This window comes from Catellatospora sp. TT07R-123 (assembly GCF_018327705.1).
Lineage (GTDB): Bacteria > Actinomycetota > Actinomycetes > Mycobacteriales > Micromonosporaceae > Catellatospora.
The window spans coordinates 2,058,489-2,077,233 of sequence record NZ_BNEM01000002.1; the positions used below are offsets into that span (position 1 = coordinate 2,058,489).

General features: G+C 72.7%; 17 protein-coding genes. 4 read left to right on the forward strand and 13 right to left on the reverse strand.

Annotation, left to right across the window (positions count from 1 at the left end):
• Positions 1-51: 51 nt before the first annotated feature.
• From mltG (Cs7R123_RS29205) to Cs7R123_RS29245, 9 genes are all read right to left on the reverse strand, one after another.
• Positions 52-1,299, reverse strand: a complete 1,248-nt coding sequence (mltG, locus tag Cs7R123_RS29205) for an endolytic transglycosylase MltG (protein WP_212831144.1) — start codon at positions 1,297-1,299, stop codon at positions 52-54.
• 260 nt (positions 1,300-1,559) lie between these two features.
• The gene (locus Cs7R123_RS29210) at positions 1,560-2,378 is read right to left on the reverse strand and encodes a shikimate dehydrogenase (protein ID WP_244872480.1); all 819 of its coding nucleotides are present in this window, start codon (positions 2,376-2,378) and stop codon (positions 1,560-1,562) included.
• Positions 2,378-3,637, reverse strand: a complete 1,260-nt coding sequence (gene mltG, locus Cs7R123_RS29215; protein ID WP_212831146.1) for an endolytic transglycosylase MltG — start codon at positions 3,635-3,637, stop codon at positions 2,378-2,380. Before mltG (Cs7R123_RS29215) ends, Cs7R123_RS29210 begins: the two co-directional genes overlap by 1 nt.
• A gap of 157 nt (positions 3,638-3,794) precedes the next feature.
• Positions 3,795-5,012: an endolytic transglycosylase MltG gene (gene mltG / locus Cs7R123_RS29220; RefSeq protein WP_212831148.1), complete on the reverse strand. Its 1,218-nt coding sequence runs from the start codon at positions 5,010-5,012 to the stop codon at positions 3,795-3,797.
• Positions 5,009-5,467 (reverse strand): Holliday junction resolvase RuvX, encoded by a 459-nt coding sequence (gene ruvX, locus Cs7R123_RS29225; protein ID WP_212831150.1) that lies wholly within the window; start codon positions 5,465-5,467, stop codon positions 5,009-5,011. The genes mltG (Cs7R123_RS29220) and ruvX overlap by 4 nt, the downstream gene beginning before the upstream one ends.
• 119 nt (positions 5,468-5,586) lie before the next feature.
• Entirely contained in the window at positions 5,587-5,904 is a 318-nt protein-coding gene (locus Cs7R123_RS29230) for a hypothetical protein (RefSeq protein WP_212831152.1), read from the reverse strand.
• A 1-nt stretch (position 5,905) separates the two neighbouring features.
• The gene (locus Cs7R123_RS29235) at positions 5,906-6,358 is read right to left on the reverse strand and encodes a DUF948 domain-containing protein (RefSeq protein ID WP_212831153.1); all 453 of its coding nucleotides are present in this window, start codon (positions 6,356-6,358) and stop codon (positions 5,906-5,908) included.
• A gap of 77 nt (positions 6,359-6,435) precedes the next feature.
• The gene (locus tag Cs7R123_RS29240) at positions 6,436-8,775 is read right to left on the reverse strand and encodes a hypothetical protein (protein ID WP_212831155.1); all 2,340 of its coding nucleotides are present in this window, start codon (positions 8,773-8,775) and stop codon (positions 6,436-6,438) included.
• Positions 8,772-10,172, reverse strand: a complete 1,401-nt coding sequence (locus Cs7R123_RS29245) for a replication-associated recombination protein A (RefSeq protein WP_212831157.1) — start codon at positions 10,170-10,172, stop codon at positions 8,772-8,774. The genes Cs7R123_RS29240 and Cs7R123_RS29245 overlap by 4 nt, the downstream gene beginning before the upstream one ends.
• Before the next feature lie 106 nt (positions 10,173-10,278).
• Between Cs7R123_RS29245 and Cs7R123_RS29250 the strand changes: the two genes are divergently transcribed.
• On the forward strand, positions 10,279-11,016 hold the full coding sequence (locus Cs7R123_RS29250) for a GNAT family N-acetyltransferase (protein WP_212831165.1): 738 nt from the start codon (positions 10,279-10,281) through the stop codon (positions 11,014-11,016).
• Between the two features lie 510 nt (positions 11,017-11,526).
• Here the strand turns inward: Cs7R123_RS29250 and Cs7R123_RS29255 are convergent.
• The 4 genes from Cs7R123_RS29255 to Cs7R123_RS29270 form a co-directional block, all read right to left on the reverse strand.
• A complete protein-coding gene (locus Cs7R123_RS29255; protein WP_212831167.1) occupies positions 11,527-12,258 on the reverse strand; it encodes a M50 family metallopeptidase in 732 nt (243 codons plus the stop codon).
• Positions 12,259-12,301: 43 nt separating this feature from the next.
• Positions 12,302-13,111 carry a sugar nucleotide-binding protein gene (locus Cs7R123_RS29260; protein WP_212831168.1) on the reverse strand — a complete coding sequence of 270 codons (810 nt, stop codon included), beginning with the start codon at positions 13,109-13,111 and terminating at the stop codon, positions 12,302-12,304.
• Positions 13,108-14,901 (reverse strand): aspartate--tRNA ligase, encoded by a 1,794-nt coding sequence (gene aspS, locus Cs7R123_RS29265; RefSeq protein ID WP_212831170.1) that lies wholly within the window; start codon positions 14,899-14,901, stop codon positions 13,108-13,110. Before aspS ends, Cs7R123_RS29260 begins: the two co-directional genes overlap by 4 nt.
• Before the next feature lie 269 nt (positions 14,902-15,170).
• The gene (locus Cs7R123_RS29270) at positions 15,171-15,758 is read right to left on the reverse strand and encodes a hypothetical protein (protein ID WP_212831172.1); all 588 of its coding nucleotides are present in this window, start codon (positions 15,756-15,758) and stop codon (positions 15,171-15,173) included.
• 59 nt (positions 15,759-15,817) lie between these two features.
• On the opposite strand from Cs7R123_RS29270, the gene Cs7R123_RS29275 reads away from it, so the two are divergent.
• The 3 genes from Cs7R123_RS29275 to Cs7R123_RS29285 all read left to right on the forward strand — a co-directional run bounded on the left by Cs7R123_RS29275 (position 15,818) and on the right by Cs7R123_RS29285 (position 18,736).
• Complete coding sequence (locus Cs7R123_RS29275) at positions 15,818-16,513, forward strand: response regulator transcription factor (RefSeq protein ID WP_212831174.1); 696 nt, start codon at positions 15,818-15,820, stop codon at positions 16,511-16,513.
• On the forward strand, positions 16,510-17,829 hold the full coding sequence (locus Cs7R123_RS29280; protein WP_244872214.1) for an ATP-binding protein: 1,320 nt from the start codon (positions 16,510-16,512) through the stop codon (positions 17,827-17,829). The genes Cs7R123_RS29275 and Cs7R123_RS29280 overlap by 4 nt, the downstream gene beginning before the upstream one ends.
• A gap of 163 nt (positions 17,830-17,992) precedes the next feature.
• On the forward strand, positions 17,993-18,736 hold the full coding sequence (locus Cs7R123_RS29285) for a LamG-like jellyroll fold domain-containing protein (protein ID WP_212831176.1): 744 nt from the start codon (positions 17,993-17,995) through the stop codon (positions 18,734-18,736).
• The last annotated feature ends 9 nt before the right edge of the window (positions 18,737-18,745 follow it).

Consider the following 18,745-nt stretch of genomic DNA (forward strand, 5'->3'; position numbering starts at 1 on the left):
AGCGGCGCCCGGGTGACCTACCGGACAACACGGCGAGACTTCTCGCCGCCGTCAGCCGCAGTTCGCGCTCGTGGTGAGCACGTGGTTGGCGCAGGACTGCTTCAGGATCGCCCGGAAGCCCGCGTCGTCGACGGCGTACCCCATGGTGCCCTGCTGGTCGACGGTGATGAAGAAGATCTCCTCGGTCTTGGGCGGGTCCATCGCGCCCTTGAGCGCCGTCTCCCCCGGGTTGCTGATCGGCCCGAGCGGCATCCCGTCCACGATGTAGGTGTTGTACGGGTTGTGCTTGTCCCTGATCTCGCTCTGCTTGATCTTGTTCGAGTTCTTCGGGTCCTTGCCCTGCAGCTTCAGCCAGTAGTTGATGGCGCTGTCGACGCCGAGGCAGTGGCACACCGAGTACTTGCCCGCGTAGACCCGGTTGTAGAGCACCCGCGCGACCCGGCCCATGTCCTTCTCGAACGCCGACTCGGCCTGGGCGACCGACGCCGCGATCAGCGCCTCGTACGGCGAGATCCGCCGCTCCTCGTGCACCCGGTCCACGAAGTCGAGCCGGTCGGCGACCTCCAGGAACTTCTTCACCATCAGCCGCAGCGCGTCGCGGGCGGTGACGTTGGGCGGGAACTCGTAGCGCGCCGGGAACAGGAACCCCTCCAGCGCACCGGCGGTCTTCAGCGCCGACGGCCGCTTGTCCTGCCGCTCGAACCACTCGGCGGGCACGCCCAGCGCGACCGGGTCCTTCGCGGCGGCGACGAAGTCGGCCTTCGGGATGCCGAGCTGCTTCGACAGCAGCGCGAAGATCTCGACGGTGACCATGCCCTCGGTGATGAGGATGCCGTTGACGACCCGGTTGGCCTTGTCCAGCAGCGCCAGCACCGCGTCGGTGCCGCTGAGGTGCGCGTGCAGCTTGTAGACGCCGGGACCGATGGTCATCGCGCTCGGGTTGCGCTCCCAGGCGTCGAGGAACGCCTGCTCGCTCTTGACCACGTCGGCGGCCTTCAGCGCGCGGGCCATGTCACCGCCCGAGGAGCCTTCCTTGATCTCGACGGTGACCTCGGCCGACTGCGCCTCGGTGGCGTAGTCGGGCACCGCGAACAGGTCCCGCACCTTGGTGTATCCGATCCAGCCGCCCACGCCCAGGCCCGCCAGCAGGACCAGCGCCAGCAGCAGGGCCAGCTTCGACCTGCCGCGACCGGAGCGGGAGCGTTCCGGGCGGCGGCCCGACCGTCCGGAGCGGTGACTGCGGATCGGCCGCCGCCGCTGCTGCTCCGCCTGGATCTCGGCGAACAGGTCCTCGCTCATCGCAGTGCCTCTCCGGCTCCGGCCGGGGCTGCTGAGCCGAGGGTCCGGCCGACGCCCCTGGTGTCGTCGACTGGCACAGGCTACCCAGGCTCACCCGAACGTGGTGTCCCCATCGGACAAGCGGCGCCCGGCCGCCCCGTTGTCACGCGGCCCGGCCGCGGCGGCGACACCAGGCCGCTGCGGTTCACACGTGTGGTGGTGTGGCCACACCACCACACGTGTGAACCGCGCGCAACAGGTCAGTGCGGGACCGCCGGAGGTCAGGTGCGGGACCGCCAGGCGGCCAGTAGGGCCTCGCGCATCGGCGCGGCCGGGGCGGCGACGCCGGTGAACTGCTCGAACTGACCCAGCGCCTGGGCCCAGAGCAGGTCGAGGCCGGAGACGATGCCGCAGCCGGCCCGCTGCGCCGTGGCGGCCAGCGGCGTCGGCCACGGGTGGTAGAGCGCGTCGAACAGCACCGTGCTGGCGCGCCACGGCACGTCGAGGCCGTCGGCGACGCCCTTGGGCACGGTCGAGATGACCACGTCGGCGGACGCGCACTCTTCGGCGCGGTCCCAGCCCGCGCCGGCCAGCGCGACGCCGAGCCGCTCGGCGACCGGGCGCAACTCGTCGACCGCCTCGGGGCGGCGGGCGTACACGACGACCCGGTCCGCGCCGAGCTGGGCGGCCGCCGCGACGGCCGCGCGGGCGGTGCCGCCCGCGCCGAGCACGGCGACCTCCGCGACGGCGTCGACCCCGGCTTCACGCAGCGAGGCGACCATGCCGGGCACGTCGGTGTTGTCGGCCCGCCAGCCGCCGCCGGGCAGCCGGACCAGGGTGTTCGTGACGCCCAGGGCGGCGGCCACCGGCCGCACCTCGGTCGCCACGGTCAGGCCGACCTCCTTGAGCGGCATGGTCAGCGACAGCCCGGCCCACTCCGGGCCGAGGCCCGACACCAGGTCGGGCAGCTCGGCCTCAGCGCACTCGATCGCCGTGTACGACCAGCCGGTCAGCCCCGCCGCCGCATATCCCGCGTTGTGCAGGACGGGCGACAGCGAGTGGCCGACCGGCTTACCGAGCACGGCGGCCCGGTGCTGGATCACTGGTGGCACGACCCGCCCGACAGCACACCGTTCTGGCACGCCTTGCTGATGTTGGTCAGGTGCTGCTGCCAGGTGGTCGCCCAGCCCATGGTGCCCTTCTGGTCGATCGTCATGAAGTACATGTAGCTGTTCTTCGGCGGATCCATCGCACCCTTGATGGCGATTTCACCCGGATTGCTGATCGGGCCGAGCGGCATGCCGGAGAAGTCGAAGGTGTTGTACGGGTCCTTCCGGTTGTGCTGCTCGGAGGCCACGATGTCGTTGGAGTCCTTCGGCAGCTTGCCCGACAGGCGCAGCCAGTAGTTCACCGCGCTGTCGATCTGCAGGCAGTTGCACGGGAACTTGTCGGTGTAGACCCGGTTGTAGAGCACCCGGGCGACCGGGGCCATGTCACCCATGTTCACCGACTCGGCCTGGGCGATCGACGCGGCGATCAGCGCCTCGTACGGGGAGATGCCGCGGTCTGCCTGGACCTTGTCGACGAAGCCCATCTTCGTGGTGATGTCGAGGAACTTCTGCACCATGATCTGGAGCGCGCTCTTGGCGGTCACGTTCGGCGGGAACTCGTACGTCGCCGGGAACAGGAACCCGTCGATGGCGCCCTTGGTGCCCAGCGCCGACTTCTTGCCGTCCTTGCGGTTGAACCACCAGTCCGGCACGCCCAGCGCGACCGGGTCCTTGGCCGCGGTCACGAAGTCGGCGGCCGGGATGCCCAGGCCCTTGGACAGCAGGTCGAAGATCTCGAGGCTGATCTTGCCCTCAGGGATGGTGATGCCCTTGACGATGCGGTTCTTCGTGTCGAGCAGCATCGTGATCGCGTCGGCCGCGGACAGCTGCACGCGCAGCTTGTAGAAGCCGGGCTGGATGCCCTTGGCCTTCGGGTTGGCCTCCCAGGCCTCGATGAACGCCTGCTCGCTCTTGATGACGTCCTTGGTCTTGAGCGCCTTGGCCATGTCCAGGCCCAGCCACTTGGGCTTGATCTCGATCGTCACCTCGGCCGAGTTCGACGCGGAGGCGTAGTCGGGGGTGACGAAGTACGACTTGATCTTGTCGTAGCCGAGGTAGGCTCCGCCGCCCAGGATGCCCAGCAGGACGACCGACATCAGCAGCGCCATCCAGGACCGGCCGCGTCCGCGCTTCTTCTTCTTTTTCTTCTTGCGGCGCGGGTCGCGGGGGGAGTCGTCGACGGCGTGCCGACGACGCCGCCGGTCGCGGTCAGGATGTTCGTCGAACGACAGGAACAGCTCGTCCGTCATCTGAACGCCTCTCGTGTACGGGTGCGCCAACGGCGGCTACGTTACACGCGAAGTTTTCTTGGAGCGCCATGCGCACGGACTGAAAATGCCCTGGCCGCAGGTACGTTCTACGCAAATTCGGACGAGACGGCTGGCGCTGCGACGGCGTGGAGCCGGGTCAGCACGAGCTGTGCTTGAGGACGCCGCTCTTCACGGCCTTGTCGTTGTCCTCGCAGAACTGCTCGAACGACTTCGAGAAAGCCGAATGGCCCTCCTTGTCGATCGCGACGAAGTAGTACCAGTCGCCCTTCGGCGGATCCATGGCCCCCTCCAGGGCGGCCTTGCCCGGATTGTTGATCGGGGTGGGGATCATGCCTTCGGCGTTGCGGCCGTACGGGTTCTTCGGGTCGTTGAGCTCCTCGATGCTCAGCTCCCGGGACGCCTTCGGATCCTTGCCCTTGAGCTCGCGGGCGTAGTTGACCGTCACGTCGAACTGGAAGCAGGCGCAGGTCAGGTCCTCGGTGCGCTTGTACACCCGGTTGTAGGCCACCCGGGCGACCTTGCCGAGGTCGTCGGCGTTGCCGGCCTCGGCCTGGGCCAGGCTCGCCACGATCAGCGCCTCGTACGGCGTGATCCCGCCGAGGTCCGCCTGCACCCGGTCGGCGTAGTTGATCTCGCCGGTGACGGTCAGGAAGGTGTTGACCATCGTGCGCAGGATGGTCTCGGCGTCGGCGTCGGGCGCGAAGTCGTAGGTCTCCGGGAACAGGAAGCCCTCGATCGACGGCGGATACTTCTTCTTGTCGCTGCGGGTGAACCACCAGTCCGGCACGCCCAGCGCGATCGGGTCCTTCGCCGCCTCGGCGAACTTCTCCGCCGGGATCTTCGTCTTCTGCTCCAGCAGCTCGTAGACGCGGAAGGTGCTCAGCCCCTCGGGGATGGTCACACCGTTGACCACCCGGTTCTTCGGGTCGAGCATCATCTTCAGCGCGTCGTCGGCGCTCAGGTGCGTACGCAGCGTGTAGTGGCCGGGCTGGATGCGCAGCGCGTCGGGGTTGCGCGCCCCCGCCTCGACGAACGCCTTCTCGCTCTTGACGACGTCGGCCTCTTTCAGCGACCGCGCGATGTCGGCCGTGGTGTCCCCGGCCTTGACCTGCACGGCGACCGCCCTGCCGTGGGCGGCGGTGCGGTAGTCGGGGGTGACGAAAGCGTCAGTGATCTTGTTGTATCCGAACCAGCCCGCCGCACCCAGGCCGACCAGCAGCAGCACCGTCATGGCCAGCGCCAGCAGCGTGTGCCGCAGGCTGCGCCGCCGCCGCTTGCGCTGCTTGCGGCGCCCCTGCCGGGTGCCGTCCCCGTTGTGGTCGTCGTCGAACGCGAGGTCCAGTTCGTCGATCATCCTGCTCGCCTTCGCTGCAGGTCGAGCCACCCCTGCAGGATCTCCACCGCGGCAGCCTGGTCGACGACAGCTCGCTGCCGCCTGCCCCTGACGCCGCGGTCGGAGAGCCGCCGGGTCGCCGCGACCGTGGACATCCTCTCGTCGGTGAGCACCACCGGCACCGGCGCGATGACCGCGGCCAGCCTGTCGGCGTATGCCCGGGCGTGCACGGCGGCCGGGCCCTCGACTCCGGCGAGGTTGAGCGGGAGCCCCACCACCACCTCCACCGTGCCGTGGTCGGCCACCAGGCGCGCGATCTCCAACATATCAGCTGGTATGACAGATTCGTCCGTTTCTAGACGGCGTGCCACCGTCACCAGCGGGGTGGCCAGGATGCCGTCCGGATCGCACACCGCGACCCCGATCCGCACCGTGCCCACGTCCACGCCCAGCCGAACCCCCCGGGTCCACGCCATCTCCGCACCACTTCCCATGTCGTCCCGGCTCATCGTCCCCGTGCACCGCGAAGGGCGCCCCCGACATCGCGGAAGCGCCCCTGGCGGACGTGCTGCGGCGGCCGCGCCGCCGCCCGTGCCTACTGCCCGTACTGCTCGCCCAGCTCGTGCTTGAACTGGTTGAACCTCGTGCCGACCCCGCGCGCCCACGGCAGCTCGACCTGCTCCAGCGACACCCCGTCGCTGAAGGCCGCGAGGATCTCGTCCTCGCGCTCGACCATCCCGTCGCGCACGTCGTCGAGGAACCCGCGCACCGAACCCGCCACGCCGCCCAGCGACTCCTGCGCCGTGTCGACCAGCCCGGCCGGGGTGAACTTCTTCGCCTGGCGGGTCACCATGCGCACCACCACGACGCCGACGCCGATGCCGACGCCCAGCCACAACAGCCTGCGGAACATGTCAGCCCCGCCGGGTGCGCTTGCGCGCCTTGAGCTCGTCGCGCACCGAGCGCTCCTCGTCGGCCTGCTTGCGCGCGGCACTCGCCCGGCGCACCCCGTACGTGAAGGCGGCCGCCTTCACCAGCGGGCTGGCCGCGGTCGCGCTCACGACGCTGACCAGGTTCGACACGTTCGCGGTGGTCGCCGCGAGGTGCTGGGTCACCACGTCGACCTTGGCCAGCTGCACGTTGACCCCGTCGAGGGTCACCTGCGCCTGGCCCAGCGCCGTGTTGACGTTGTCGACGGTCAGGTTGACGTTGTCCAGGATCGGACCCGTCTTCTGGCTGACCTGCCGCAACGTCACCGTCGCGGCGTCGACCGTGTGCCGCAGCCGCAGGATGGGCACCGCCAGCACCAGCACCAGCATCGCGAAAGCGCCGGCCGCGATCAACGCCGCGATCTCGCCTCCAGACATCCCCAAGCCTCCAACACCGTTAGTCCGACGTCTGCGACCCTACCGCCCGCGCGTACGGGCGGCGCGGCAGATGCACCTCAGTTCGCCGACGGTGTCGGTGCCGGGGCGTCCGACGCGTCCGGTTCCGGCTCCCCGTCGCCCTCGCCCTCGCCGCCCTCGGGATCGGTGGTCGGATCGTTCTCGTGCCCGATCCGCTCGTCCGCGATGGTGTTGACCACCTTCAGCGTGACCTGCGAACCCCGGCACTCCGCCGGCAGCGACGAACTCGGCGAGGCGTCCGGCTCCGCCGCCCCGCTGGGGGCCGCGCTCGGGTCGAGCGGGCCGACCGTGGGCCGGTTGCGCAGCAGCTCCGTGCACTGCTCGGTGGTGATCGGACGCACCCACAGGTCGAGGGTGAACTCGTCACGCCGCCAGCACGAGTAGACGCCGGTGCCCTCCGCCACGCAGCTGGACACCTTCCAGCGGGTCCAGCCCGCGTCGGTCAGCGCCTGCTCGTACGCCTTGGCCGTCTCCGCGTCCTCCCGCTCCGACTGCACCGAGCGCTCGCGGTAGCGGCACTCCATCAGGCACCAGCGGCTGCCGGAGATGTTGTCGATGGTCTTGCCCGACATCACCGCCCACGACGGCACCTCGAGCGCGTCCAGCGCGGTCAGCACCGGGTCGCGGGTGGCCGCGCGCAGCACGAAGTAGAACGGCAGCGCGCCGACGACCAGCACGACCAGGGCGATCAGCGTCCACATCCGCAGCCGCTGCTGCTCGCGCAGCTGCTTGCGCACCTCCGAGCGGGCACCGCGGATGACCTCGACCCCGGCCGCGAAGCCGGGGCGCCGGTCGCCGGGCGGGACCACGGCGGACGGGTCCGGCGGGCGCACCGCGATCGGCTGCGCGGGCGGCCGCTTGCCGCCGCCGGGCGCACCTCCCGCGGGCACCAGCGCCTCGCCGGGCAGGCCGCCGAAGCCGGGCATGGCCACGCCACCGGGACCACCCGGACCGCCGGGACCGCCCACGCCGGGACCGCCGACTCCTGGGCTGCCGACACCTGGACCGCCGGGACCGCCAGGGCCACCGACCCCGGGACCGGCCGGACCGGCGGGGCCGCGGTCGGCGGTGCCTCGCGGCGGGCGGGCCGGGGACACGGGTGCGGCCGAGCGGTCGGGCCGGCTGGTCGCGGGCGGCCGGCCGGCGTCGCCGCGCGGCTCGGCCGGGCGGCCGCCGCGCACGACGGGCGAACCGGGCATCGAGCCGGGCGGCACGGCACCGCGCGGGCCGTCCGCGGGCGGGCGTACGCCGCCACGCGGGCCGTCGGGCGGCGTGTTGGTGATCCGGGGCAGGTCACCGGTGAGGTCGATCTCCCGGCGGCGCACCAGCGGCGGTTCGCTGCTGGGCTTGCGCACCGGCGCGGGCTCGGGCCTGCGCCCGGCGGGCGGCTCGGCCGGACCGGCCTGGCCGGGCGGCACGCGGCGGACGGGGTCGTCCCCGAACCCGCGCCGCGGCTCGTCCTCGGGGCGACGGCGTCCGGGGACCGCCTCGTCGTCCGCGCGGCGGCGCCCGGCGGGCGGCTCCTCCTCGACCCGGCGGCGAACGCCACCGGTCGGCTCGTCCTCACGACGGCGAACGCCACCCGTCGGCTCATCCTCACGACGGCGAACGCCACCGGTCGGCTCATCCTCACGACGGCGGACGCCACCCGGCGGCGGCTCCTCCACCCGGCGCCGACCGGCAGCCGGATCGTCCTCGGCACGCCGCCGGCCAAGCGGCGGCTCGTCCTCGACCCTGCGGCGGCCACCGGCCGCATCGTCCTCGGTCCGACGGCGGACGCCACCGGTCGGCTCATCCTCACGACGACGGACGCCACCCGTAGGCTCGTCCTCGACCCGACGGCGGATGCCACCGGTCGGCTCATCCTCGCGACGGCGGACACCGCCCGTAGGCTCGTCCTCGACCCGACGGCGGACGCCACCCGTCGGCTCATCCTCACGACGGCGGACGCCACCGGTCGGCTCGTCCTCGCGACGGCGGACGCCACCGGTCGGCGGCTCCTCCACGCGCCGCCGGCCACCCGGCGGCTCGTCCTCGACCCGACGGCGGACGCCACCCGTCGGCTCGTCCTCACCACGGCGGCGGACGCCGCCCGTGGGCTCGTCGGCGGGGCCGCGGCGGGCCGGCGCCTCGGGCGCGCCTCGGCCGGGCCCGGCCGCGTTCGGGCGGGCCGGGGCGTCGTCGCTGAGCGCGCTCAGCTTGTTCCAGCGGTTGGTGCCGCCGTCGGTGAAGTCACCGTCGTCGAACTGGTCCTTGCCCTGCTTGGCGCTGCGCAGGTCGTCGAGCCACCCGGTCTCCTCCTGCGAAACCTCCTCGGCTTCGCCGCGGCCCTTCTTGCGGCCGCGACCGTCGGTGGCGTCGTCGCGTGACCTGCTCATCGGCTTTCCTCTCCTGCCTTCGCCGCGCCGCCGCGCACCGCGTGGCGCAGCTTCGGCAGCCGCTCGGCGATCTGCCGCTCGGCGCCGTGTCCGGACGGACGGTAGTAGTCGACCCCGACCAGTTCGTCGGGCGGGTACTGCTGCGCCACCACGCCTCGGGCGTCGTCGTGCGGGTAGCGGTAGCCGATGCCGTGGCCGAGCCCCCGCGACCCGGCGTAGTGCGCGTCGCGCAGGTGCGCGGGCACCGGCCCGGCCTTGCCGCCGCGCACGTCCGCGATCGCGGCGAAGATCGCCGTGGTGACCGCGTTGGACTTGGGCGCGGTGGCGAGGTGGATCACGGCCTGCGCCAGGTTGAGCTGCGCCTCCGGCAGACCCACGTGCTGTACGGCGTACGAGGCGTTGGTGGCGGCGGTCAGCGCCGTCGGGTCGGCCAGGCCGACGTCCTCGGACGCGAAGATGATCAGGCGGCGGGCGATGAAACGCGGGTCCTCGCCCGCGGTCAGCATCCGGGCCAGGTAGTGCACCGCGGCGTCCACGTCCGAGCCGCGCATGCTCTTGATGAACGCGCTGATCACGTCGTAGTGGGCATCCCCGGCGCGGTCGTAGCGCAGCGCGGCGGTGTCCACGGCCCGCTCGGCGGTGGCCAGGTCGATCTCGGGCACGGTGCCGTCCTCGGCCAGCGCCAGTGCCGATCCGGCCGCCGCCTCCAGCGCGGTCAGCGCCTTGCGCACGTCGCCGCCGGCCAGCCGTACCAGATGGTCCTGCGCCTCGGCGGCCAGCGTGACGGCACCGCCCAGCCCGCGCTCGTCGGCGAGCGCGCGCCCGACCAGGGTCCGCACCGCGTCGTCGCCCAGCGGCTTGAGGGTCAGCAGCACGCACCGCGACAGCAGCGGCGAGATCACCGAGAAGTACGGGTTCTCCGTCGTCGCCGCCAGCAGCGTGACGGTCCGGTCCTCGACCGCCGCCAGCAGCGAGTCCTGCTGGGTCTTGGTGAAGCGGTGCACCTCGTCGATGAACAGCACCGTCGGGGCGCCCCCGGACCGGCGGCGCCGGCGCGCGGTGTCGATGACCTCGCGCACCTCCTTGACCCCGGCGGTCAGCGCGGACATGGCCACGAAGGTGCGGTCGTCGGCCCCGGCGACCAGGTGCGCGATGGTGGTCTTGCCGCTGCCGGGCGGCCCCCACAGGATCACCGACATGGGCGCGCCCCCGGCGACCAGGCGGCGCAGCGGCGCCCCGGGCGCCAGCAGGTGCTCCTGCCCGACCAGCTCGTCCAGGCTGGCCGGACGCATGCGCACGGCGAGGGGGGCGTCGGCCGAAGGTGCTTCGAACCCCGGCGCGGCGCCCCGGTGCGCCGGTGGCGCGGGCTCCAACGGGAACAGCCCTTCGTCATGCATCACGCAGACGATACCCAACGCTCCCGGCAGACGCCTCAGCCGATCTTCGTGAATGATCGTCACAGGCCGTGACCGGCAGCGGAATGTGCCCGGTTAGGGTGACGGCATGCCCCTGCACCCCGTTCTCACCGGGCGCCCCGCGCTGCTCGACCGGCTCGCCGACCACCCGTACGCCCGGCTCACCGTCGGCGGCGAGCAGGTGCACGGGTACGAGCACGCCGGAGCGCTGGTGTGGACCGCGGACGGCCCGTGGGGGCCGGTCGCGGCCTCCTTCGGCGACGCCGACGGGGCCGTCGAGGTGTTCCGGCAGCTCGCCGACGCGGGCGTGCTGGCCGAGACCCGGTGGCTGCACCTGCCCCGGGTCCCGGCCGAGGCGGTCGCGCGGCGGCTGCCGGTGGTGATCCAGGACGACTGGGACTTCCTGTGGACGGTCACCGACCCGGCACCCGTTCCCGGCGAGGCGGCGGTCCGGGCCCTGGACCCGGCCGAGCACCCGGCGGTCGACGCGGTGCTCGACGAGGCGCTGCCGCACAGCACCAGCCGCCCCAGCGACACCCGCATCCGGCGCTGGTACGGCATCAGCGAGGGTGACCGGCTCGTCGCCGTGGCCGGGGATCGCAGCGCCAACGGCGTCGGCTTCCTCGCGGGCATCGGCGTGGCCGCCGACCGGCAGGGCCGCGGGCACGGCGCGGCGCTCACCGCGGCGGTGACCCGGCTGCTGCTGGCCGAGTTCGGGGTGTGCTCGCTGGGTGTGATGTCCGACAACACCGGCGCCATCCGGCTGTACCAGCGCCTCGGCTATACCGAGGCCATCCCCCGCAGCTCCATCCGCCTCACCGACTGACCCGGACAGGCGGGCGCAGCCCCCGGGCACCCCGACTCGCGGCAACCACCACCTGCCCCTCCACCCTCCCACCCAGCGCTGCCGCACCCCCCGCTCTCTCATAGACGTTGGCCTATGACATCGAGTCCGATCTCGACGGAGTCGATGTCATAGGCCAACGTCTATGGAGGAACGGCCACGGAGACCGCTCACGCCGATCCGGCGGCGTCCGGCAGCCACATTCCGGCCGCATACAGCGATCTTCCCGTGGAGATCGCCGCTTCCGGTCATCGCCTGCCCCTCAAGCCCAGGTTCTGACCGAAAACAGTGATCACACCGAGGCGACCACCGTTCACATCTGCCCCATCACCCCAGGGCCGCCCGCACACCTCAGACCCCGCCAGCCGAATCGATCACGATGCCAGGGTGGCGACACGCCGCCGAACCCTGCCATAAGTTCATGATCAACGGAGTGGGGTGCTGCCGGTGTCGGGAGCGCGGGGTGGGGGCGGGGCGGGCGGGGAGCGGGTGTCAGCGCGTGGGCAGGTGCCAGGTCGACGGGTCCGGCAGGACCCCCAGCAGCCAGGCGCCGAAGGCCAGGGCGCCGATCGTGCACAGCAGGAAGAACGTCACCCACACCCCGCCGGGCAGCCGGGTCAGTGACGCGAGCTGGTCCGGGTCCGACCGGCTGGCCGTCCCGCGCCGCCGGTGCAGCTGCACCTCGACGACCGGCCGCACGCCGCCCACCAGCAGGAACCACACCCCCGTGTACGCGAACAGCGCCTGCCACTGCGTCGGGGCGTACCACGACACCGCGAACACCGCCGCCCCGGTGACCAGGATCAGCACGCCCCCGAACCAGTTGCGGATCATGACGAGCATCGCCAGCAGCAGCGCGATGCAGATCCACAGCAGCAGCGTGATCAGCCCGCGCGACAGCAGCCAGGCCCCGAACAGCCCGACCAGCGCCGGGGACAGGTACCCGGCGAGCAGTGTGAGCATCATGCCCACCCCGGTCGGCTTGCCGCGCATGATGGTCAGCCCGGACGTGTCCGAGTGCAGCCGGATGCCGCGCAGGCGGCGCCCGGTCAGCACGGCGGCGGCCGCGTGCCCGCCCTCGTGCGCGATGGTGACCGCGTTGCGGACCACCCGCCAGGAGGCGTTGAAGACGACCAGCAGCAGCGCGATCACGGCCGCGCTGGTCACGACGCCCAGCGGCGGTGCCGGCTGGGCGACGAGGATGTCACCGAGGGGGTACGGCATGCGCAGACAGTACAAGGGCGGGCCGAGGCCGTACACGGGCCGATCAGACGGCCAGCACCTCGTCCGGTGGCCGCAGCCGGGTCCGCAGCACCGTCCGGGCCAGGGTGAGGTCGAGCCGCACCTCCTGCGGCCCGGCCGCGGGCAGGTCGGCGCCGCGCCCGGCCGGGACCAGGTCGGCGGCGATGCCGTGCCGTGCCGCGATCAGCACGCCGAGCTCGTGCCGGGTGAGCGGGGTCGGCCCGGCCACGTGCAGCACGCCGCGGAAGTCCCCGAGCGCCAGTTCCAGCAGCACGGCGGCGAGGTCGTCCACCGATACCGGCTGGCGCACCTGGTCGGTGAAGAGCACGCCGGTCCGGCGGCCGAGCGCGAAGTCCAGCGCGAGCTGGTGCTGCTTGGACGCGTCGTCGCCGACGATGAGCGAGGTGCGCACGATCGCCGCGCCGGGGTGGACGAGCGCCACGACCGTCTCTGCGGCGGCCTTGGCGGCGCCGTACGGGTACACGGGGCTGGGCGGGTCGGCCTCGGTGTAGGGCTGCGGGCGGCCGCCGTACACGGCGTCGGAGGAGACGTGCACCAGCCGTGACCCGGTCCGGGCCGCCGCGGCGGCGACGTGGGCCGCGCCCGAGGCGGTGACGTGCCAGTCGCCCTGGACGTACGCCGTGTGCACGACCGCGTCCGGGCGCAGCTCGTCCAGCAGCCGGTCCACGGCCGCCCGGTCCCGGACGTCGAGCGGCACCAGCCCCTCCGCGCGAGCGGAGTGGCTGGTGCCGGTCACGTCGTGGCCCGCCGCGCGGGCGAGTGAGACCAGGCGGCCACCGGTGTAGCCAGAGCCCCCGGTGACCAGCAGCCTCATGCCGAGGCGGCCTCGGCCTTGGGCTTGGCCTCGCCCGGCGCCTTCGGCTTGCCGTCCACGCCCGCCTCCAGGCGCTGCTGCGCCGTGATCGGCGTGGGGGCGCCGGTCAGCGGGTCGTAGCCGCCGCCGGACTTCGGGAACGCGATGACGTCGCGGATCGAGTCGACCCCGGCGAGCAGCATGCAGACCCGGTCCCAGCCCAGCGCGATGCCGCCGTGCGGCGGCGGGCCGTACTGGAAGGCGTCGAGCAGGAAGCCGAACTTGTCCTTGGCCTCCTCGTCGGTGATGCCGAGCAGGGTGAAGACCCGCTTCTGCACGTCACCGCGGTGGATACGGATCGAGCCGCCGCCGATCTCGTTGCCGTTGCAGACGATGTCGTACGCGTACGCCAGCGCCTGGTCCGGGGCGGACTCGAAGTTGTCGATCCAGTCCTCGTTGGGCGAGGTGAACGGGTGGTGCACCGCGGTCCAGGCACCCTCGACGACGCCCTCGCCGGGCACGTCGACCGGCTCGAACATCGGCGCGTCGACGACCCAGCAGAACGCCCACGCCGACTCGTCGATCAGGTTCGCCCGCTTGGCGATCTCGATGCGGGCCGCGCCGAGCAGCTCCTGCGAGTGGCGGCGGCTGCCCGCGGCGAAGAACACCGCGTCGCCGGGCTTGGCGCCGACGGCGTCGGCCAGGCCGGCCAGGTGCGCCTCGGACAGGTTCTTGGCGACGGGGCCGCGGGCCTCGCCGGTCTCGGCGTCGAGCACCACGTAGGCCAGGCCCCTGGCGCCGCGCGCCTTGGCCCAGTCCTGCCAGCCGTCGAGCTCCTTGCGGGTCTGCGCGGCACCGCCGGGCATGACCACCGCGCCGACGTACTCGGCCTGGAAGACCCGGAAGTCGGTGCCCTCGAAGTAGCTCGTCAGCTCGGTCAGCTCGACCGCGTAGCGCAGGTCGGGCTTGTCGGAGCCGTAGCGGTTCATCGCGTCGTGGTAGGTGATGCGCGGCAGCGGCGCCGGGATGTCGTATCCGGCCAGCTCGCTCCACAGCGCGCCGACGATCGCCTCGCCGAGCTCGATGATGTCGTCCTGGGTCACGAACGACATCTCGATGTCGAGCTGGGTGAACTCGGGCTGCCGGTCGGCGCGGAAGTCCTCGTCGCGGTAGCAGCGCGCGATCTGGTAGTAGCGCTCCATGCCGGCCACCATCAGCAGCTGCTTGAACAGCTGCGGGGACTGCGGCAGCGCGTACCAGGAGCCCGGCTGCAGGCGCACCGGCACCAGGAAGTCGCGGGCGCCCTCGGGCGTGGACCGGGTCAGCGTCGGGGTCTCGATCTCCAGGAAGTCGCGCGCGCCGAGCACCTCGCGGGCGATGGCGCTGGCGCGCGAGCGCAGCCGGATCGCCTTGGCCTGGTTGCCGCGGCGCAGGTCGAGGTAGCGGTGGCGCAGGCGCGCCTCCTCGCCGACGGTGACGTGGTCGTCGATCGGGAACGGCAGCGGGGCGGCCTCGCTGAGCACGGTCAGCTCGGTGACGGTCACCTCGACGGCGCCGGTCGGCAGCTCCGGGTTCTCGTTGCCCGCCGGGCGCAGCCCGACGGTGCCGGTCACCTTCACGCAGTACTCGTTGCGCAGCGCGTGGGCCTGGGCCTCGTCGCGGAACACGATCTGCACGACGCCGGAGGCGTCCCGCAGGTCGATGAAGGTCACGCCGCCGTGATCGCGTCGCCGGGCCACCCACCCGGCGAGGGTGACGGTCTGTCCGGCGTGCTCGGCACGCAGACTTCCGGCGGTATGGGTGCGGATCACGGAATCTCTCCTTCGAATGGCCGTCCGGGGCGTCCGGGGTGCCGGGCCGCCAGCCGTCATTCTCGCATGTGCCCCGGTGCCGCCCGTCGCGCGCGGTGCCGTCCCGGTGCCGCCCCGGCACGGTCGCCGGGCCGTCGCGGGGCCGCCGGGACCGTCCGCGCGGCGCTGACCTCAAAAGATCCTGAAGCGGCGCCGAAGATGCGCTTAGTCCGCTTCCCGCCCGCGCCGCGGTGCCCGAAGCTCAGGCGCATGACTCGGTCCGCCGCGGCTCACGAGATGTCGGAGACCTGCGCCCACGGCTTCTCCTGCCACCACATCGTGTCGATGAGGAACTGGCGGCCCGTGTCGTAGAACTGCACCACCAGCCGGTTCGGCTCGGTCTGCGACACCGCCACCCGGTAGGTGCCGCGCGGCGTGGCCGAGACCAGGTGCACCGCCCCGGCGGCGATCCGGATCACCGCGTCGCCGCCGGCGGTGGCGAAGCTGCGCAGGTACGACACCGAGCCGTCCTTCTCCGGCACCACCTGCCACCCCTCCACCGTCGCGTACGGCGACGGCTTCGGGGACGCGGGCGGGTTGGGACGGCGGCTCGGCGACGGCCCCGACGACGGGGCGGACCCGACAGACGAGACGGAGGGCTGCGGTGACGGCGAACGCGACGGCGCCGGGGGCACGACAGGCGGCACGGCCGGACGTGACGGCTCCGCGGCCGGGGACCGTCCCGCCACCGACTCCAGGGACAGCGGCACCGGCTCCGGCACGGCGGCGGCCAGCACCGGGCGCAGCCCGATCCACACCACCGTCGCCGCCACCGTCGTGGCGGCCGCCCAGCCGGACACGTACAGCGTCGCGCGCACTGCGACCGGCCACCGCGAACCCATCCCGCTATCTAACCGCTTCCGCTACGGTGCCCACCATGCCCCTCGTACTCGTCGTGGAGGATGACCCCGCCATTCGCGACGCCCTCGGCAACGCCCTGACGGTCGCCGGATACGCCGTACTGACCGTCGGCACCGCGCTGCAGGGACTGCGCTCGCTCACCGGGGAGCACGGTGACCGCCCCGACCTGGTCATCCTCGACCTCGGCCTGCCCGATCTGGACGGCGCCGACGCGCTGCGGATGATGCGCGCCGTCAGCAGCGTCCCCGTCATCGTCGCCACCGCCCGCCGCAGCGAGCACGACGCGATCCGCCTGCTCAACTCCGGCGCCGACGACTACATGACCAAGCCGTTCTCCGCCGCGCACGTCACCGCCCGGGTGGCGGCGGTGCTGCGGCGCACCCAGCCGCGCTCCGAGACCCCGGACACGGTGGTGGAGATCGGGCCGCTGCGCCTGGACGAGCGCACCCGCACCGTCCTGCTGCACGGCACCCCGCTCACCCTGACCCGCAAGGAGTACGACGTGCTGGCCTACCTCGCCGCCCGGGTCGGGCGGGTGGTGACCCGGCGGGAGCTGTTCACCGAGGTGTGGCAGCAGCCGTTCGTCGGCGCCGACCAGACCCTCGACGTGCACCTGTCCTGGCTGCGGCGCAAGCTCGGCGAGACCGCCGCGCAACCGCGGATGCTGCGTACGATCCGCGGCGTCGGTGTGATGCTGGTGCCCCCGTCGTGAGGGCGGTGCTGGCCCGCGGCACGCTCGCGGTGACCTCGATGGTGGCGCTGGCGTTCCTGGTGCCGCTGGCGCTGGTGACCAAGCAGATCGCCGCCGACCGGGCGCTGATCGACGCCCGGCAGCAGGCCGCCGCCGCGGTCACCGCGATGACCGTCGCCGCCGACCGGGCCGAACTGGCCCGCGCCGTCGCCGCGACCGTCGCGGGGCCGCAGCACCGGATGGCCGTCCACCTGCCCGACGGCGCCCCGCTGGGCGCCACCCACGCCCGGCCCGAGGACGTGTCGCTGGTCGCCGCGCGCGGCGGGGCGCTCACCACCGAGGTCGACGGCGGGGTGGTGCTGCTGCAACCCGCGGCGCTGGACGGCGGGCGCACCGCGGTGGTAGAGGTGTTCGTGCCCGCCGGTGACCTGACCCGCGGCGTGGCCACCGCCTGGTGGTCGATGGGGGTGCTCGCGACCCTGCTGGTCGCCGCGTCGGTGGTGCTCGCCGACCGGCTCGGCGCCCGCGTCGTGCGGGCCGCCCGCGAGCTGGCCACCGCCTCGCGCGCCATCGGCGCGGGCGATCTGACGGTGCGGGTGGAGCCCGCCGGCCCGCCCGACCTGCTCGACGTCGGCGAGGCGTTCAACGCCATGGCCGACCGCCTCACCGCCGTCATCGACGACGAGCGCGAACGCGCCGCCGACCTCTCGCACCGGTTGCGCACCCCGCTGACCGCGCTGCGGCTGGACACCGACGCGCTGCCGCCCGGCCCGGCCAGCGACCGCATGCGCCAGGCCGTGGAGGCGCTGGACGCCGAGATCGACGCCATCATCGCCAGCGCCCGCCGCACCGCCGCCGAGCGCGCGCTGGAGGAGACCGACCTGGTCGACGTGGTCGCCGACCGGCTCGCGTTCTGGGCGGTGCTCGCCGAGGACCACGGCCGCCCCTGGCAGGTCCACGGCGCCGACGGCCCGGTATGGCTGCCCGTCCCCCGCGCCGACGTCATCGGCGCCGTGGACGCCCTGGTCGGCAACATCTTCCGGCACACCCCGCAGGGCACCGGCTTCCGGCTGCGGGTCACCGGGCAGCAACTGGTCGTCGAGGACGCGGGCCCCGGGATCGCCGACCCGGAGGCCGCCCTGCGGCGCGGGGTCAGCGGCGGCGGCTCCACCGGCCTCGGCCTGGACATCGTGTGCCGCGTGGCCCGCCAGGCGGGCGGCACGGTCACCGTGGACCGGGGCGACCTCGGCGGGGCCCGCATCACGGTCTCCCTCGCCCCCACCACCCCCGCGCAGGCTCCGGCGCCCGCCAGGTTCCGGCGCGGCATGCCCGGCTGAACCGTCCACAACAGATGGTTAGCAGCCCCTTTCACCTGGTCTGACATGCTTCGTTGTCGGCCGATCCGGCATGCCGCCCCGACGTTCGGACGGATATTCAGACATCGAAATTTATAGTTTTATGAGGGAACCGTCAACCACGACGGATGCCTCAGGAGGAACTGTGCGAAGACTCCTCGCCGCGCTCAGCGCGCTGGCCGCCGCGGCCGTGCTGCTGACCGCCGCCCCGACGGCCGCGCTCGCCGGCGACCCGCTGTACCCGCCCAACCCGCATCTGTGGCTGCGCGCCGACATCGGCGCCCACCTGTCCGGCAACGTCGTCACGCAGTGGGACGACTACACCCCGAACGGCCACAACGCGACCATGACGGTCGCCGCCCGCCGGCCGACCTACGTGCTCAGCGCACTGGGCAACAACATGCCCGCGGTCCACTTCAACGGCAGCCAGTCGCTCAACCTGCTCAACCCGGCCAGCCCCACGCAGTTCTCCATCTTCGTGGTGGGTCGCAACAGCAACACGAGCCAGTCCATCAGCCCGATCATGGGGCCGAGCGGTCTCAACCCGAACAACCAGCTGCGCTGGGAGTACGGCAGCTCGGTGCTCACCGTCGGCACCGGCAACAGCTTCCCCGCGGTGTCCTCGCCGGTGGCCAACAGCTCGTGGCACGTGCTGGGCCTGCACTTCAACGGGTCCACGCTGAGCTTCTACCGCAACAGCACCTTCGTCTCCAGCGCGAACGTGAGCTCGTCCGGCCCGTGGGTGCTGTCCTCCATCGGCGCCTACTACTCGTCCTACTTCCTCCAGGGCGACATCGCCGAGATCCTCATCTACGCGTACACCCTGAACGCCACCGAGCGCACCGACGTGCAGAACCTGCTGCGCGGCAAGTACGGCCTCCCGGCCTGACGAAACGGT